The sequence below is a fragment of the Bacillus sp. FSL W8-0770 genome (assembly GCF_038008705.1).
Lineage (GTDB): Bacteria > Bacillota > Bacilli > Bacillales > Bacillaceae_G > Bacillus_A > Bacillus_A cereus.
Window position 1 is genome coordinate 2,799,243 of sequence record NZ_JBBOZR010000001.1, and the last position, 18,361, is coordinate 2,817,603.

The window sequence follows — 18,361 nt, forward strand, 5'->3', positions numbered from 1 at the left end:
CAAATCATTGGATGACTAAATCCGCCCTATCCCTCGGCAATTCCGTTTCTAAGTAATAATCCTCTGCTTTCCAATACCTGTTTTCAAATTTTGAAAGGTTTTTCTGTGTCTCCTCACTCTCACGTAGAAACCTTGTCTCTCTTGGACAGTCCAAATAGACCATATAATGAAAGAAATCTCTCCATTCTTTTCGCTGCAGAAAAACTCCTTCAATAACAATTACCCCTACAATAGGAATCTGTACTTTTTCCATTTCACATATATCTGTTTCTTCATGAAAGAAAGGTAATTTCAATTTTGTTTCATGTTGTAGCTTTTGAAAAAATTTCTGCCTTAGCCATTCAATGTCCCATTGTAAATAATAATACTCGTACCATTCTTCATATCCAGTATGATATCGTTTATTACGCTCCACTATGTGATCATCAATATGGAAAATATGAAACGGAATGCCTTCTTGTTTCATATTTTCTTTTAAATTGGTTACGAATGTTGTTTTTCCAGATCGACTTAAACCATCTATACCTAAAATGAATCTATTTTCCCTATGCTTCTTCATAATCGTTATAAGTTCGTTTGTGCTCATTACTTCTTCCACTCTTCTTTTAATAAAGAATATAAAATAGTATTATGAGCAACTCCATTTTGAATCATATGTTTTCGAAGTAATCCTTCTTCTTGAAATCCTGCTTTTATTAACAATTTTTGAGAAGCTTTATTTTCTACATATACAACCGCTGCGATTCTTATTAGTTGCAGCATTTCAAATCCGTAAGCTAAAATCGCTTGTAATGCTTCCGATGCATATCCTTGTCCCCAATATGTATCATCTAATTCATAACCAATTTCAGCTCGTTTATGATTATTATTAATTAAATGAAATCCGCACGTTCCGATTAATTGGCCCGTCCCTTTTTTCTCGATTCCCCAGCGAAATACACTGCCCTCTTCATAACGATTTTTAAACGTTTGAATCGTTGTTTTCGCTTGCTCAATATTTTCAAAAGAATCCATTCCGAAATAACGTATAACTGATTCTTTCGAAAAATATTGGAACATCGTTTCTGCATCTAATAGTGTAAGTTCTCTTAAGAGTAAACGTTCTGTTTCTAGTTTTGGAAATCCCATCTCTCTTTCTCCCTCTATTCTAATGAACTGCAAATTTCAATATAATTTCCATCTGGATCAGCAATGTAGGCAATTGTTTGTCCCCACGGTTTTACAATCGGTTCAACTAAAATCTTGATTCCTTGTTCTCTAAATTGCTCAATCGTTTCTTGTACATTCTCAACAACGAATCCTAATTCGAAATGAGAAGACTTTAATTCACCTTCTGTAAGCGGTAGTCCTGTTAATTCTTTCACATCTTGCCGCGTATTCATCGCTAAAATGGTAGTTCCAGTATTAAATTCAATATATGTACCGTGCTCTGCTTTTATAGGTAACTGTAAAATATCTTTATAGAATTTTAAACATTCCTCAAACTTTTCTACATATAAAATAATGTACTTCATTTTCAAATCCATTTTACATCCCCCTTTGTATCTATCCCTAAAATTTCGACAAAAGTCTCACAAAAACCTTGTTCCTTGTAGTAATGAGCAAAAAAAATGAGGCCGATTTCTCGGCCCCCCAGCTTATTGGCATAAAACAGGAGATTTGGTTTGGACATAACCAGTTCGTACTTTTATTATATTTTATTTTTTCTGAATTTTAAATACATTAAACACCTATTTATATTGAGAAAGTTTTTTGCTTGCATAAAATTAAAGATTTTAAGAAATGATACAAATGGAGGTGTATACATATGGAACCAATGCTATGTCCAAGCTGTAAAACGAACCGTACTCGCTTTAATATTCTTGAGCAACAAGTAAAACCAGTCAAAATAAATCCACAAACTGGTCAAGTAGAAGAAGAATACACAAATGAAACGATGAATGCTTTTCATATGGCCTATCAAGGACCTACATACCGTGTCCAATGTGCTGTATGCGGACTTGTTGAAAACCCTGAACAATTTATTAAACCTGCGCAAAATCAGTCTTTCTAATAAAAACATGATTATCCCTTATAGAAATAGATTTTTCTATAAGGGATTTTTCCGTTTAATAACTTAATTAAAAATGTATTTCTTCCTTATTATATGTTAAACTTCGCACTCTTTTGGAAATGTTTACATAAGCGAGGTAAAACAAATAATAAAAAAATAACGCTTCTATCAATATTTCTACTATTAACTTGTCATATAGTCATCTTTTACTTTTGGATCTTCGATTGGGAGAAAATAACGACTCCTTACGGTCTAACAATATGGTTTGTTTCTACTATTTATAGTCTTTTACTTTACTACCATTTTAAAAATTAAAAATCTAATAAATTAATATTAATTGCTAGTTCGTTATTATTGATTATTTCTTCATTTATGATTTTTTTAGGTGTTGTTACTGGTATTATGGTATTATCTTTGTAACTGTTAGTTCTATGAATTAAAAAGTTGGTCTTTTATTATATAAAAAAGAATGAACAAAATAAATATATATAGAAATTAGAGAAGTTGATTCCCATCAATAATCTTCTCTAAGAATATCACTCTTTGTTAAAATATTTCCTTTTTCAATTTTTTAATCTTCCTAAATAAATTAATAAACGCATATAAATATATACAAACTAAAAACCCAACCATACCTTTATATAATCCTGATTCTGATACTCCAAGAAAACATAAGTAAAGCACTGGAATTAACATTACAAACATAATTGCAACGAACTGTATCAATTCAACAAATTTTTGTATCTTCGTTTCTTTGTCTGAATAAATATCAGGTAACTCATTTTCCTCGTCTACTTCTTTACAAAAATAATTCCACTTCGCAAAACTCGTTACATGTTTCCATCCACACATTTCATATATTTCAATATATTCTTTTTGTTTTTCTTTTGAATCTTTATAATCCAGTCTAAAATCCGCTTTATATACTACATCTTTTGGTTCAGTTTTCTTAAACGTATACATTACATTATACTTTTGTAAAGCCCATCCTTTTTGATGCATTTTTCTTAAAAAAGCTTCTTCTTTTTCCAAGCTCCATATCGCAAAAGGTTTGAATACCTTCTTTGTCTCCATTTCCCATTCACTCCCCTAATATACTGTTTCCATTCTTTACAGACCGCTGTAATCTGTTGTACTCCAGTTCCAGTACTTCTCTCCCAAACGGCGTTAACTCATAGCACTTCTTTCTATCTGTAGAGGCAACTTCAACAATTAATTTTTCTTTAAGTAATTTCGTCGTATTCCCGTATAAAGTACCAGGACCGAGCTTTACTTCCCCATTTGTCATCTCTTCTACCATTTGCATAATTCCATATCCGTGCATTGGTTTCACTAGTGATAACAGTATGTAATATGTCGCCTCAGTTAACGGAATATATTTTTGCGCCTTCCCATTCATTATAACTACCTCCGATACATCGCCTTATGATATATCGACTTACGATACATCGTATATCGATATTGTATAATCATATTCCAAAATATGCAAGAGTAATTTAATAATTAAATATCCATTTCTTTGAATTAAAAAACCATACAAATTTTCTGAATAATTTGTTAAAATATAGAAATATTAGCTCTTTTATAACGAAAGGAATGGTACATATGATAAATAAATTGAAAGAAAACATCGGATCTGTGTTTGTTGGGAAAGAAAATGTTATTGATCTACTGCTCGTTTCACTTCTTGCTGATGGACATGCACTACTCGAAGACGTGCCTGGTACTGGGAAAACGTTACTGGCGAAAACCATTTCCAAAAGTATTGGTGGTAGTTTTTCTCGCGTTCAATTCACCCCCGATGTACTTCCAAGTGATATAACAGGTATTGAATACTTCAACCCAAAAACAAGCGAATTCGAATTAAGAATTGGACCAGTTATGACAAACATTTTGCTGGCAGATGAAATTAACCGTGCAATGCCGAGAACGCAGTCGAGTTTGTTAGAAGCGATGGAAGAACGACAAGTGACGCTCGAAAAACAATCTACGCCTCTGCCGAAACCGTTCTTTGTTATTGCGACGCAAAACCCAATTGAATCACAAGGGACTTTCCCTCTTCCAGATGCACAGCTTGATCGCTTTTTAATGACGATTTCAATCGGTTATCCTACTCCTGAAGATGAGCTACAAATGATGCGACGTTTTCGGAACGATTTACCATTAGAAAGTGTCACATCTGTCATCTCATTAGAAGATATTTTAGAATCTCAAAAACGAGTAAAAGAAATATTTGTTTCGGAACCGTTAGAACATTACATTATTAAACTTGCTCATGCTACAAGAAATCACGATTATATCGCTAACGGTGTAAGCCCACGTGCCACATTAGCTTTAGTACGTGCTGTTCAAGCTTTAGCCTTTTTACGCGGGAGAGAATATTGCACACCAGAAGATATACAATTGTTAGTTCCTTCTGTTTGGAATCACCGTATCGTCTTATCAATGGAAGGTGCCCTGCGTACGACAAAAAATGATATTATGAAAAGTATTTTAAAAGAAGTTGACGTACCTGTGGAGATTGAGCAAGCATGAATGGACAGCGTGTTGTAACTGTGCCTTTATTTTTTCAACTCCATATTATTCAACTAACCGTTCCAATCGCGTTACTTTTCACATTCTTTTTCCCGCAACGAATGCTTATGTTTCTCTTTTTCTTCTATTATATATTTGCGATTTTTATTTATAAATATGTCGCTTTCATAGAGAAGAAGTTTCAAATCATAAATGAGAAACAAACTACACGGCTTTTTCCTGAGGAATCTGGACAGTTTTTTATTCATTTAAAAAATGGAGCCAGCATACCGCTCGTTAATGGTGTTTGTTACTTTCATTTAAATTCGTCCCTTATACCGCATAAAGAGCAAGGCATTGAACAAATATCAAAAACATTATTCTCTTTCCCATTTTCACAACCTGCACATTCGGCACAAAAATGGGGTTTAACATTAACCGCAACGAAGCGTGGTGTGTTTCAAATTGAACAGTTTGAATGTGTATTAAAAGATCCATTTCATCTATTAACTGTACATTTACCTGTTTTTGATAAATTAAGGACTGAAATTATTGTGTATCCTTCTCCTAAAGAAGTATCAGGTTTGCAAGAACTTCAGCAACTTTTAATCGGATCCTATCAAACGAATTTTTCTTTTTACAATGACGAAACATCTATTATAGGTGTAAAACGCTATGAACGTGAATCATTCCGTTCTATTCATTGGAAGGCATCTGCTAAAATGCAGGAATTACAAGCGAAGCAATATGAACCTGTAAAAAATTATAGTTGGACGATTTGTCTTTCTTTAGCTGCCGATCGTGGATTTGGTTGGAAAGATAATGTTGAAGATTTAATTTCATTCGCAACATACATTTGCCAATATGCAACGAAGCATCACATACCGTTTGAATTATTTATTAGTGTATTAGCAGAAGGTGGTGCATTACATTTATCGTTACATGAAGGGCAAACGCAATATGCAAAAGCTTTAGAAGAATTAGCCCGTATTTCAGATGATAGTACGTTACTTCCGAAACAAGGATTCCTTCATTATGTAAAGAGAAAGAGAGAACGATCGTCTACAATGATATACATTGGTTTACAAAGAAATGAACTCCCTCTTCTCTCGCAGCCAACGTTTCTCATTACTAGTGAAGGGATGGTGGAATCGGTTGAAAACTTGGCTATATCACATTCATGATTTCATTCTGCTCCTCCTGCTTTCATTATTAACAGAAAGAGATGAACTAATTAGTATTGCAATATTTTTAACAACAGGCTATATTGGAGTATTTCTTATTCATAAATTTATGCAGAAAAAAACAACAGGATTTGTAATACTTTTAGTTCTTCAAATCGTTCTTTTCTCTTTATTTTTACCTTTTTCTCTTTTTGGCACAATCATATTACCACTATTTTTCTTTATCGTACATGTGGTCGGACCTGGATATCCAGTTCAAAAATCTTTAGGTGGTATTGTATGGTTTGTTGTTTCAGCTATATTTTATGCACCCTTTCCACCGTTGTGGAAACTATTAATGTTAGCCTTGCATCTTATGATTACATTTTGGTTAACCGGGGCAAATCGCAAACAACAACTATTACGTTTTGCTTCTATCATTACGATTGGCTTAATGAGTATATTCATTGTTCAAGTATTTCCTTTCATTCGACTTATTTTTGGTTTTATAACGGAAGTAGTCGCATTAGGCGTCGGCTATGCTTTAATGCCATTAATTAAAGCAGCGGAATTAAAAGATACTGAAGGTGTTTGGGCAAATAAAGGACATCTCTTAAAACCAAAAATTGAAGACGGAAAAAAAATTCCTGATTTTAATCCAATACTCATAAATAGCACTACAATAATAGTCTGTACAGCTATCGCTATTTACGTCGTTTGGAAAATAGTAAAAAAACGAAAACATTTAAGTTTACCAAATATGCACGTCTTCGAATCTACTATCATTACTGATAAAGAAGGAATGAGCCAAAATCGTTTTAAACGAAATAAACCGCCACATAACGAAATTCGGAAGGGAATTTTTAAGCTAGAGAGTAAGTTAACCTCTCCTTTAAATAGAAAACGGGGAGAAACTGTTGAAACTTGGCTAGAAAGAATAAACGATGAAGAAGATGTAAATATTCAAAGTGATATTATTATAGATGCTTATAATACTGTGCGGTATTCAAATGGTGCAAACACTGTACTTCTACATGAATTTAAGGAAGAGATTCATAAGCTTTATGCATATCAAAAAAATTTGAAGAAACGAAAGAAATAACGTAACAAAAAGACTCCTATATTCATAGGAGTCTTTTTATACTTCTACGTTGCTTTTTAAATGGAAGCATTCTTCCCTGCTTCAATTTCTAATGACTCTTCATGCCACCAAAGTGTTTCTTCAGGATCTTCTTTAGCGATTTGGTGTGCTTCTTTTTTCGTTTCTACTGTAGGATATGAACCTTTTAGCGCACGCCCTGAAGTCGTAACGAATAGTACACTAAATACAACTAATCCAATAATACTTACACCTGCTAAATAAAATGCCGGTGCGAGCGGGTTACCAGTTGCATGAACTAAGTATGAACATACAAGCGGTGTTGTTCCACCGAATATCGATACAGAAATATTAAATGAGATCGAAAGTGCTCGATAACGTACATCAGTGAAAAAGAGTGATGGTAATAATGAAGGTAATGTTCCTTCATATACACTTAAGAAGAAACCTAATATGAAAATACCTGCAAATATAGCTGCAATATGTCCGTTACCTATTAGTAAAAATGCTGGAATTGCAAATACAGTTAAACCAAGTAAACCAATTTGCACAACGCGTTTATTACCAATTTTATCACTTAATTTACCGAAATATAGTGCTAGTGGAATCATAAGTGCCATCGTAATAGAAATAATTAATAAGCCTGTTGTTTCTTCGACTTTAAGTACTTGAGTTAGATAAGAAGGAATATACGAAAGAATCATATAATTTGTAATATTAAAGAAGGCGACAATTACTGTGCTTAATAAGAAGTCTTTTTTGTGATATTTAATAATATCCATAAATGAAAATTGTTCATTGTCTTCAGATTCCTCTTGTGCTTTTTCCATCTCTTCAAAGATTGGAGATTCATCTAGATGACGGCGTAAGTATAAACCGACCAAACCAATTGGTGCAGCTATTAAGAACGGAATACGCCATCCCCAGCTGAGCATTTGCTCATCTGTTAACAATAACGTCAAAATGGTAACAATTACCGATGCAGCAATGTAACCTGAGAGTGTTCCAATTTCAAGACCACTACCGAGTATACCACGCTTTTTATCTGGAGAAGATTCTGCGATATAAACCATTGCTCCTGAATATTCGCCGCCTGTAGAGAAGCCTTGAATCATTCGGGCAACTAAAAGTAGTATTGGTGCCCATACACCAATTTGTTCATAGGTTGGTAGTAATGCGATGAATAATGTAGAAAGTGCCATTAAAATAATAGTAGTACTTAACACGATTTTTCGGCCGTACTTATCTCCTATTCTACCAAAGAATACACCTCCGATTGGTCGAACGAGAAAAGCTGCTGCAAATGTACCGAATGTAAGTACAAGTTGCAATCCACTATTATCAACACCTGAGAAGAATAATTGACTTAAAATTACCGCTAAATACGCGTATAATCCGAAGTCAAACCACTCCATTGCGTTCCCTATACCAGTAGCAATTACTGCTTTCCTGGCTTGTTTAGGATTGACAATATTAACGTCTTGAGGTTCAAAATTTAAATCATTATTTTGTTGCATATAATAAAACAGCTCCTTATTTAATTTAACTTCTTTAAGCACACCTTCTCTTATTGAATAAAATTAATTCGAAGCACTTAAGGAAAAACAACGTCTCCTTATCTGTTATTATTATTTCACATAATTAATTATTTGTCCAATTAAATGCTCTTTTTATATAAAATTAAACCCTGTTTAACTTGTTATAAAATGACGTTTAGCTTATATAATATATACCTTTACACTACAAATGAAACTTTCATTTATTTATATTTATAACGTTTCTATAATTGCTTCCTCTAACTTAGAAATCAGTAACTTTTACTTAAGATTTGCATATATTTAAAAAGTGAACTCATTAACTCGAATTCTGTTTTATTACATTTAACTATAATATTATTGTAGTTTTAAAGGAGGCTCTTTTATGTTGGAAATAATACTTTTACTTACCACTGTTTCTTTTCTCTTCATTATTTCTGGATTTTTCATTACCTTAAAACAATATAAAGAAATAAAAAATATAAAGACTATATTAACTACAAAAAAAGAAAATGAGAAAACTACATCCGAAAACTCCATCCCTATGCAATTAGACCTTAGCGTTCTCAATAATTTACTCGCGTCTGGAATAAATAAAAAGTCTAACTCAAGTAATGAAAATTGTGAGTCTGATAAAAACAAATGATTGTTATGCTTATAACAAAAGGAAAATATATCTCCTATTTTATCTAACCTTATTAACAACTACCTCTGATTAAAAAGGAGACTGCTTATGTGTAAAAATTCAATTTCTATTATTATCCCTATACAACATAAAATAAAAAAATTACCTAGAATTTTGGAAGCATGTGAACAACTACAGCCTTTAGAAATTATCCTTACTATTAACGGATATACCCAGGATTCAATTGGGAGTGCAGATTCCTACAATTGTGAAATTATTACACTAGAAGAACCGATAGAATCTCCTAATCTTTATGTAATTGGTGCAAAAAAAGCAAAGGGGCAGTATCTCTTATTTTTAGATGAAAATTACATGGTTCCCCCCTCCTTACTTATACAATTTCTTCAACCATTACTAAATGGATGTGCTGACGTCGTATTAAATAATTTAGACGATTTTTTTTATCAAAAACAACAGCCAAATATAGCAATGATTTGGCAACAAGTTACGAATCATTTTTTTTATCGCCCAGATTTAAATATTAACTCCTTATTATTTCCTCCCTACGCAATGACAAAAGAAGCGCTTGAGGTAATTACTCCAGATAGTTTATCAAATCCAATATTGGCCCAAATGAAAATTATTAAACATAAATTTCGGATTTGCGATCAATTAAACATTTCTATCCCTCAAGTTCCCTCTTTTCCTTCAAGTCAATTCATTCATTATCATCTTGAAGCCATTGCAAATTGGATAAGTAAAATGCAAGATCCAAGAGGAAACTATACCGATAATAATCGAAAGCGGGATATTATTTTAGGGCTTCAAAACGGAGAACAAAAATCCATTCCAAAAATAATTACAGGTAAAGAGTTTTATTCAAATACTTATGGAGATCAACAATTATCAGTTATCATCCCTGTTCAAAATGAAGAAAAAACGATAGAATCTGTCATTTTTGAGGTGCAAAAATTAAAACCTTTTGAAATTATTGTTATTGTTAATGGATCCACAGATAAAACAGAGGAATTGGCGAAGGGTTGCGGTGCAACAGTTATAAGCTACGAAGAAGCACTTGGAAATGATACAGGACGTGCTGTTGGTGCCTTTTTTGCAAAAGGTGAAATACTATTATTTATAGATGGAGATTTCTTAATTTCTAGTCATGATTTATTACCATTTGTACAATCTATTCAAAATGGCACAGACTTAGCTTTAAATAAACTAGAGCACTACTATATGTATCGTCTACCGTATTCTATTGTCACCGCATGTAAATATGCTATCAACTTAGCATGTAATCGAAAAGATTTAGGTATGGGATCCACAATTGCTGTCCCTCATGCTTTTAGTCGAAAATGCATTCATACAATTGGGTTTGATTCACTTCTTTCACCAACCTTAAGTCAAGTAAAAACAATTGTAGCAGGCTTACATGTACAAAATGTCCATTCTGTCGACGTTGATAAATTGAATCGTGTTCGACCTGAAAAACACTTCTCTGAGGGAGGTTCCCTTTCATTAGCAACACAACAAATCATTGGCGATCATATAGAAGCAATTTCTTACCTCATCGAACAAAAAAGAGGTAAAGAGTGCTTCTAATTATACATCCTGCCTACTAAATAATATATTATATCATTTTTAATATATGACAGAATAAAAAAGATGGGTTGTAACCATCTTTTTTATTTTTACATCAACTCAAAAGAAAAGTAGAAGGCAGGTTTTTCATTTCTGTATCTTCTTAAGAAGTTTGAAAAGAAAGGCTTGTTAATGAAGATTCAACACTTAAATCATCATTTAGTGCAATTGAGAAACATGCAACTAATGGTAAAGTAATAACAATTGATCCACTAGGATTAATTATAATTGTAGGACTTGTCCCACATTCGCCTCCACAATCTACTACTGCATCAATTCCACTACCAGGGGTAATTGTAATTTTAAGACACACATCTAAACAAACATTATTCGTAATACATGCCATAACTCTCCCTCCTTTCCTTTAACAATATATGCAGTTGATTAAATTCGGACACGACTCTCGTACTAATTTTTATAAATTAGATGCTATTTTACTATTCGTTTTATAGGCAATTAACGTTTGATTAAACTATCTAAATTAACTAAGAAACTCAAATCATCTTTCACTGCAATAGAAATACATGCGCTAAATGGTATTACATTAAAATTAGACAAACTTTCATCATTGCACCTTACGAATATTTCTGCACCACCATTTGGATTGACTTTAGTTTCTAAATAAATCTTAAAATACCTTTTATTGATGTAAAAAAAGGTATTCTCTCCTTTCTTGCATCTAATATTAAGTTAATTCCGTTACTGCTTTATTTACTCTTTACTTTATATACTTATAATAAATTGAAATAAAAAAGTAAAAACTTCTTCATGTATTTGAAGAGGTTTTTACTTTTCACTTACACTGAATTAAAAAAGCAATTTTTAAAATTTTGTTTTTATTCCAATACGTAACTCATACTTTATCCGTTGCTATTTCAAGCCGATTTATAAAGTAGCTTCCAAATTAAAATAAATCTTTAAAATCCCTATTCTTTAGTAAATAAGAAAACCCTTCTACATGATCACCGGTAATTCTCAATACAGCTGGTGGATGTCCTACTGTTGCGAAGTGTTCATTTGGACGAATACGATTTGGTTTCATTACATCTACAAAATGGACACATCCGACTTTATACCCTTCTAATATTGCTTTTACTTGTGCAACACACGCTGTGTGAAGAGTGTCCCAGCCAATTCCCTCTAAACATTTTCTACTAATAGCATGGGGAACAGCAATTGTAGATCCTACCCCTAAATCTTTACGGTTACAAGCAATATTCAACATATATTTATATAAACTTACAATATATAGAGGAAATCTAAGATTTAAATTTAAATCATTTAAAACCATATCAACACCATCCGCAACAGCTTGCGTTAACGGATGAAGATCTTTTGCTGGAATAGCAAAATCAGCATCAATAAAGAGAAGTATATCCCCTGTGGCTTCTTGTGCACCAATTGCCCGTCCTACATCATGCCCTAATCTTTCTTCATAAACAATTACTGTTGCCCCTGATTGCTTAGCGATTACTTCTGTCTGATCTGTTGACCCATTAATGACAACAATTATTTCTTTCGGTTCAATTTTTCTTGCCTCAAGAATAACTTCTTTAATCGTTGATTCTTCATTTTGTGCTGGTATAATAATTGATAACTGTTTTCCATTATAAATTGATGAATTCATTCCCCATCCTTTATGGAAACGTGAATAATTCTTTTGTTTTTTTAACTGCTCTATAATTTCTCTTTTTCTTCCTCCATCTGTATAGTTACCTCTATCATCTTTTCGTTGTAACCAACTCTCCAAAGCTTTTATATTTTCTTTAATCTCATATACTTCTAATTTAGTTAATTCATTTTTATAGAAAGAGGTTTCGTTTGCGGGCATATTATTCAAGGAGGTGTTAGTGATGGCTGACGAGGATTGTAGTCGCCACCCTTTCTCAATAAGAGTTACTTGGGACAGAATAGGGTTCTGCAAGATATCATATCCAATGTCTTCAATTGCTTTTTTAGTAATAGCATATGGCATAGATAACATCGAATCATATTTTAAATCCATACGCCCCAATACATCGTTTACTATTTTTCTATACACCATAGCAATACTTGGCCATTCTACTCTCATCTTTTCAAAACATACGGAGTCTATGTTATTTAAGATTACATCCTGTTCCTTTTTCAGTATCGGTTCTATAAATCGCTCTAATTCTACCGAAAAAATAACATCTTCCCCATCTAAAAATAAGACTACATCACCATTGGCGATTTTTGCCCCATGAACTGGTGCTTTCCGTTTACTTTTCTCCTCAATCACAACAACGTTACTTTCAACAAATGTTGGTATAGATTGTATCGCACTCATTCTATCATCAGCTACAATAATAATTTCTATCGGTTTTATATGCTGCACTTTATTTAAAATTTGATTCAATTTTGATTTTTCTTCTCCTAAAACTATAACGACTGATAGGTCCACTTCTTTTTGTTCTTCTTTTACAGTCTGATTAGGTTTTACTTTTTTTATATATTCAATTGTTTCACTCTTCCCTACAGCTGCATGCCCTGCTTTTTTATCAAAATATAAGTCAATTATAATTTGATTTACTTCCGTGTCTTTATCAAGTTGCTCTAATTCGGAAATAAATGGTAGCAAATGATTTTGCACATCAAATTCACACGCGAAATTTTGCAAAAAATAAATATTCGGTACATATTTAATGTGATTAAAAAATTTCACAACATTAATTCTTTCGCCAAATTTCTCCTCAACTTCTTCTCTTGATAAATTTGGATAAGACAAATCGAAAACTAGATTTATTGGTACAGGTATCCATTTTAATAAATTTGTTTGAGGATTATTAATTAAAGCTGTGGAGCCCTTAACGAATCCAGCTAAAATTAAAGACATAAATCCTCCCCCGGAACTGCCATAAAACAACACATTTTTCGAATCAACTTTTAACTTTGCAAATACTATTTCTAAAATATTTGCTATATCTTGTAAATAAAATCTATTTAACTCTCCCTGTCCCCAGCCTAAAGATAATTTTCCAAGATATAACGTAGGGTCATTATAATATATAACAGTATCTTCAAATTCATCCATCCAAGAATGTCGATGAAAAATAGGTGGACCAATTGGCTGTTCTTGAAACCCACCTGCTCCGGATCCAAAAACAATAGTGTTAGAAGCATCGGGCTTAATACGAATTAAAAATTCATACGTTACTTTATCCCAATCAACCTTGAGTATAAATGGTTCTGTAATTTGAAAATCCATTTGCCATAATTGTTCATATGAAATGTTAATTTTTTTGTACTGGTCTAACAGTTTAATCACCCTTTCCATCTATTTCAAGATGTTCTATTAAGTAAGAGAGAGCTTCAACGTGATCACCAATTATTCTTAATACTGCCGGAGGATGTCCATTGTGACTTACATTCTCCATTAAACGAATTCTATTCGGTTTTACAACATCAACGTAATGTACACATTCTACTCTATACCCTTGTAATATAGCTTTTACTTGTGCAAGACTAGGGCATAGTAAGCTTTCCCAGCCTATTGCATCTAAACATGATCTACTCATAGCATGTGGAATTGCTACTAATGAGCCATTGCTTAATTCTGGACGATTACATGCTAAATTAAGCATATATTTTACGACGTCTACAACATAAAACGGAGGATGTAACATCGGATTCAAATCATTTAATGCTATGTCTACACCAGCTGAAACTGCTTTTGTAAAATGATGCAAATTACTTCCTGAAACACTAAAATCACCATCAATAAATAAAAGAATATCTCCTGTAGCTTCAAGCGCTCCAATAGCACGTCCAACATTATGACCAAGTCGTTCGTTATATTCAATAATAGTAACACCAAGTCTTTTAGCAATATTAGCCGTTTGATCTGTCGAACCATTTACAACGACAATTATTTCTAGTGGTTCTATTTTTCTCGCCTCAAGTATTACTTGTTCTATAGTCTCTTCTTCATTTTGTACTGGTATAATGACAGAAAGCTGTTTCCCGTTATAAATTGAAGAATGCATTCCCCAGCCTCGATGATACGAAGGATACTGCTTGCTTTCACCTACTCTTTGAATAATATCTCTTCTTTTTCCTGCATCAGTAAAACCTACTCTTCTTCCCTTTTTCTCTATCCATTTGGATATACCAATTAAATATTTTTCCACTTTCTCTTTTTCATTTTCTAATAATTCTTTTTTAAATAAATACCCTTCTTCTTCTAACATTTCATCTTTAGATAACATTCTTATTGCATATTGATTGTTAATCCGCCAGCCTTGATTCACTATGTTCATATGAGCTAGAACGATATCTTTTATATAATCAAACCCGATATTTACCACTACTTCTTTCGTAAGTGCATATGGTAATGAAAGTATTGAATTGCTTTTTAAATCTGGTCGACTTAAAATTTCATTTAACATTTTTCTCCAAATAATATCCATATTTGGACATTTACCAACCTCTATAAATTCATCTATTTTGTTTAATACTACATCAGCCTGATTTGTAACAACTGGCTCAATAAAATTCTTCATTTCAGTTGAAGATAATAAAAAATTACTATCTACAAATAACAATACATCTCCTTTTGCTGCCTTTACAGAAGCTTCATACCCATCATAATACGTACTATATTTATCCATCAAAACAATATGGCATTTATGTTTCCTTGCTATTTCATACAAATTACTTCTATCGTTAGGAACGAAAATTATAATTTCAAGAGGATTTAGCTTCCATATAGATTGAATTGACTCTTCTAATATTTGCTCTCTTTCACTGTACAAAATAATAACCGTTAACGATTTCATTACACGCCCCCTTTACACATTATGTGACATAAAATATTAAGTATTACCATTTCCTATGAATTTGCTACTTTATTAACATATTCAAAAGTGAATTATACTGTGTAAAAACAACCGTCTATTTTTAAAAATATAAGTTCTGCACTTACCTCCTTTCTCTTATCATTGTTTGTTACAACTCTCACCATAAAAAACAAAAAAAGTCCTAATTTCTTTAGGACTTTTTTAAATAAATTTATCAATATTATTAATTTTATATACTACCTTTTTCCATGTTATACCGCGATCTTTTGTAGTAAATATTTCTTTTTTATTACACGCCCAACCTTTACGCCGATTAAAAAAATGCAAACAAAATACATTTTTTAATAATGGATTGCTTGATACTTTAATCCATTTTGCTCCTTTTTTTATTATTTGATACACACTCCCATTTTCACTATTTATAACCCAGCCATAATAGGAACTAAAAAACGAAACAGCCACTTTACTAGTATTTATTGTTTTATTTGAAATATGCCACGAATTCCCCTTATCAAATGAGTAATTCATTAAAAATACATCATCATTCATTTTAGTTGGTATTACTAATAAGTTATTTTTATAGATTGCTTTATAAGCCATAGCAGTCCCATTATTAATTCCTTCAAGACTTGGAATATCTTTTATAGGATGCCAACTTTCCCCACCATTTATTGTTTTAAATACCGTTGATGTTTCATAATGTTTTTGTAGTGAAATAACCCCAATTAGATCGTTTATAAATGTTATCCCTGAAATACTATCACTAATACTTATATTTTTTATTACTTTCCAAACTTTCCCTTTCGTTTTCAAATAGTATAAATTATGTTCAAATTTATTTGATGCAAGCTTTCTAGATAATACAATCCATATACTATCCATATTCGTAGCATGCAATTGTACTTGAACATCAGTCGATTTCTCCCAATCTTCTTCAACCGGTAAAATAAACTCACTCCACCTTTCTCCTCTATTAACTGTATAAAATATAGCTGGCAATAAATCGTCATTCTTTTTTGTTAAACCATATGCCCAAGAGCTTCGAGCGTTTATTGGATACCCACATAATACAATTGAATTAAGAGGATTGACAACATCCCATTCTACTCCTCCGTTTCGAGTATATAAGATAGCCTGCTTTTTATTTGTATATTGAATACTAGCCCAACCATATTTATCCGTTCTCATTTGTAAAGAAGTAAATTGAATATCATTATTTTCCAATATATCACCTCATTCTTATTATTTATATATTCGTATGCTATTATTTTCAAAACGTTCTATCATTAGTTATTTAAACCACCCGCTTTATCTACTATCTTTATACTTACTTTCCCTTTTCTTCACCACTCAAATATAACGAAATTCCTTCTATTTTTCCGTTATCATATACAAACGACTGTATTTTACAAAATTCAACTATAAAAAATGCACCCCAATTGTAAACTATCCCCAACAATTAGAGTGCACTTTATATAAAATATAGCTTTTAATTTTTAAGCACTTACTACAGTAGCAACCTTATCCATACAAGTAATAAATTGAGTAGTAAATGTATCAATTTCTTCTTTTGTAATTATATATGGAGGAAGTAAACGGATAATATTCCCTTGTGTTACGTCAACTAATATCCCTTTTTCCATTAGCTCTACCTGTAATTTCTTCACATTTTCATTTGTATCATTTAAACTAATTCCAAACATCATACCAGCATGACGTACTTCCTGAATATAATAAGAGTTTTCTTTCTGAATTTCTTGTAATTTATCATTTAAATATAGTGACGTTTCATACGCTTCGTGCATTAAACCATCTTCAATCAATGTGTTTAATACCGTTAACCCTAAAGCCGTTCCCATTGATGAATGAGCAAATGTTGTTCCATGATCTCCAGGTGCAAATACATCACATAGCTTTTCACCTACAATAATTCCTCCTAGCGGTATCCCGCCTCCTGCTCCTTTACCAATTTGAATAATGTCCGGTGTGATATTAAAATTTTGATACGCAAACAGTTTCCCGGTTCTTCCCATACCACTTTGAATTTCATCAACGATAAGTAGTAGATTGTATTTCTCACATAAGTTTTGAACGCCATGTAAATATTCACGCGATAAAGGATAAATCCCCCCGCTTCCTAAAACCGGCTCTAGCATAATCGCAATTGGATTTTCATGAATAATTGTTTCTTCTAATTGCTCTATATTTTCGCGCTCTACTTCATATACAGGAATCGATGTTTTAGGGAAATTTTGATATACACTTTCTTGTCTCGTAAAATGAAGTGCCCCTAACGTACGCCCATGGAAACTATTCTTCAGCACTACAATTCCTTCACGTTCTTCATTCGTATTAGCTCTATATTTATCAATTAATTTCAAAGTTGTTTCTGTCGCTTCCGTACCAGAGTTTGTAAAAAAGACCTTTCCGTTTTTTAATGAGCAATCCACTAATTTCTTTGCATACTCAATCGCAACTGGGTTTAAAAAATGAAACGGCAGATGCAACGATTTTGTAACTTGCTCCATTGTCGTTTGTACAATTTTAGGATGATTGTATCCTAATACATTTACTCCTACGCCAGAAAATAAATCTAAATACTCTTTACCATCTACATCATATAGTTTACATCCTTCTCCTCTTTCTATCGCAACCTTCGTACGACAATACGTAGACATCATATATTCTTTATCTAATTGAAACCAATCCGACATGTTAAATTCCTCCTATTTATTTTCCCTGTTTATTTCTGTTCATTCTCTATAAACTCATGTATAAATTCATTTTTCAGATTAAAATTTTAATAGTAATTTTCTTCACGATATTCATTTTTCCATAATTTCTTCTATTTCAACAGGTCCACTACATACACGTTTTTTTCATCTAGCGGTCTGTTACTACTTTGCATATC

At 32.3% G+C, this 18,361-nt stretch carries 18 protein-coding genes and 1 pseudogene; 7 read left to right on the forward strand and 12 right to left on the reverse strand.

The window, feature by feature from the left end; translation table 11 throughout:
• Positions 1-4: 4 nt before the first annotated feature.
• Genes NST27_RS14445 through NST27_RS14455 form a run of 3 tightly spaced genes read right to left on the reverse strand, consistent with a single transcriptional unit; the run spans position 5 to position 1,526 of the window.
• A complete protein-coding gene (locus NST27_RS14445) occupies positions 5-586 on the reverse strand; it encodes a kinase (RefSeq protein ID WP_000106121.1) in 582 nt (193 codons plus the stop codon).
• Positions 586-1,128: a GNAT family N-acetyltransferase gene (locus NST27_RS14450; protein ID WP_000506653.1), complete on the reverse strand. Its 543-nt coding sequence runs from the start codon at positions 1,126-1,128 to the stop codon at positions 586-588. Before NST27_RS14450 ends, NST27_RS14445 begins: the two co-directional genes overlap by 1 nt.
• A gap of 14 nt (positions 1,129-1,142) precedes the next feature.
• The gene (locus tag NST27_RS14455; protein ID WP_000364497.1) at positions 1,143-1,526 is read right to left on the reverse strand and encodes a VOC family protein; all 384 of its coding nucleotides are present in this window, start codon (positions 1,524-1,526) and stop codon (positions 1,143-1,145) included.
• Positions 1,527-1,807: 281 nt separating this feature from the next.
• On the opposite strand from NST27_RS14455, the gene NST27_RS14460 reads away from it, so the two are divergent.
• Both NST27_RS14460 and NST27_RS14465 read left to right on the forward strand, forming a co-directional pair.
• Complete coding sequence (locus NST27_RS14460; RefSeq protein ID WP_000433602.1) at positions 1,808-2,053, forward strand: hypothetical protein; 246 nt, start codon at positions 1,808-1,810, stop codon at positions 2,051-2,053.
• 93 nt (positions 2,054-2,146) lie between these two features.
• Positions 2,147-2,493: pseudogene (locus tag NST27_RS14465) on the forward strand (hypothetical protein).
• 106 nt (positions 2,494-2,599) lie between these two features.
• Here NST27_RS14465 and NST27_RS14470 read toward each other — a convergent pair.
• Both NST27_RS14470 and NST27_RS14475 read right to left on the reverse strand, forming a co-directional pair.
• Positions 2,600-3,127 carry a DUF2812 domain-containing protein gene (locus NST27_RS14470; protein WP_000448424.1) on the reverse strand — a complete coding sequence of 176 codons (528 nt, stop codon included), beginning with the start codon at positions 3,125-3,127 and terminating at the stop codon, positions 2,600-2,602.
• Positions 3,128-3,134: 7 nt separating this feature from the next.
• On the reverse strand, positions 3,135-3,452 hold the full coding sequence (locus tag NST27_RS14475; RefSeq protein WP_001013434.1) for a PadR family transcriptional regulator: 318 nt from the start codon (positions 3,450-3,452) through the stop codon (positions 3,135-3,137).
• Between the two features lie 206 nt (positions 3,453-3,658).
• Between NST27_RS14475 and NST27_RS14480 the strand changes: the two genes are divergently transcribed.
• From NST27_RS14480 to NST27_RS14490, 3 genes are read left to right on the forward strand one after another with little or no spacing between them, the layout of a single operon-like run.
• A complete protein-coding gene (locus NST27_RS14480; protein ID WP_047386390.1) occupies positions 3,659-4,588 on the forward strand; it encodes an AAA family ATPase in 930 nt (309 codons plus the stop codon).
• Positions 4,585-5,751, forward strand: coding sequence for a DUF58 domain-containing protein (locus tag NST27_RS14485; protein WP_001014393.1), 1,167 nt, complete (start codon positions 4,585-4,587; stop codon positions 5,749-5,751). The genes NST27_RS14480 and NST27_RS14485 overlap by 4 nt, the downstream gene beginning before the upstream one ends.
• Positions 5,723-6,832, forward strand: a complete 1,110-nt coding sequence (locus NST27_RS14490) for a DUF4018 domain-containing protein (protein WP_000860481.1) — start codon at positions 5,723-5,725, stop codon at positions 6,830-6,832. The genes NST27_RS14485 and NST27_RS14490 overlap by 29 nt, the downstream gene beginning before the upstream one ends.
• 56 nt (positions 6,833-6,888) lie before the next feature.
• Here NST27_RS14490 and NST27_RS14495 read toward each other — a convergent pair whose 3' ends face one another.
• Positions 6,889-8,346, reverse strand: a complete 1,458-nt coding sequence (locus NST27_RS14495; protein ID WP_001186923.1) for an MFS transporter — start codon at positions 8,344-8,346, stop codon at positions 6,889-6,891.
• Between the two features lie 403 nt (positions 8,347-8,749).
• Between NST27_RS14495 and NST27_RS14500 the strand changes: the two genes are divergently transcribed.
• Both NST27_RS14500 and NST27_RS14505 read left to right on the forward strand, forming a co-directional pair.
• On the forward strand, positions 8,750-9,010 hold the full coding sequence (locus NST27_RS14500) for a hypothetical protein (RefSeq protein WP_000889748.1): 261 nt from the start codon (positions 8,750-8,752) through the stop codon (positions 9,008-9,010).
• A gap of 87 nt (positions 9,011-9,097) precedes the next feature.
• Positions 9,098-10,594, forward strand: coding sequence for a glycosyltransferase (locus NST27_RS14505; RefSeq protein WP_000335273.1), 1,497 nt, complete (start codon positions 9,098-9,100; stop codon positions 10,592-10,594).
• Positions 10,595-10,736: 142 nt separating this feature from the next.
• Here the strand turns inward: NST27_RS14505 and NST27_RS14510 are convergent, their stop codons facing one another.
• The 6 genes from NST27_RS14510 to NST27_RS14535 form a co-directional block, all read right to left on the reverse strand.
• Positions 10,737-10,979 carry a hypothetical protein gene (locus NST27_RS14510; RefSeq protein WP_000752186.1) on the reverse strand — a complete coding sequence of 81 codons (243 nt, stop codon included), beginning with the start codon at positions 10,977-10,979 and terminating at the stop codon, positions 10,737-10,739.
• 110 nt (positions 10,980-11,089) lie between these two features.
• Positions 11,090-11,281, reverse strand: a complete 192-nt coding sequence (locus tag NST27_RS14515) for a hypothetical protein (RefSeq protein WP_033689307.1) — start codon at positions 11,279-11,281, stop codon at positions 11,090-11,092.
• Between the two features lie 256 nt (positions 11,282-11,537).
• On the reverse strand, positions 11,538-13,859 hold the full coding sequence (locus NST27_RS14520; protein WP_001986534.1) for a glycosyltransferase family 2 protein: 2,322 nt from the start codon (positions 13,857-13,859) through the stop codon (positions 11,538-11,540).
• Between the two features lie 52 nt (positions 13,860-13,911).
• Positions 13,912-15,429, reverse strand: a complete 1,518-nt coding sequence (locus NST27_RS14525; RefSeq protein ID WP_000839303.1) for a glycosyltransferase family 2 protein — start codon at positions 15,427-15,429, stop codon at positions 13,912-13,914.
• A 222-nt stretch (positions 15,430-15,651) separates the two neighbouring features.
• Positions 15,652-16,674, reverse strand: a complete 1,023-nt coding sequence (locus NST27_RS14530; RefSeq protein ID WP_000429617.1) for a hypothetical protein — start codon at positions 16,672-16,674, stop codon at positions 15,652-15,654.
• 272 nt (positions 16,675-16,946) lie between these two features.
• Positions 16,947-18,164, reverse strand: a complete 1,218-nt coding sequence (locus NST27_RS14535; protein ID WP_001286501.1) for an aspartate aminotransferase family protein — start codon at positions 18,162-18,164, stop codon at positions 16,947-16,949.
• Between the last annotated feature and the right edge of the window lie 197 nt (positions 18,165-18,361).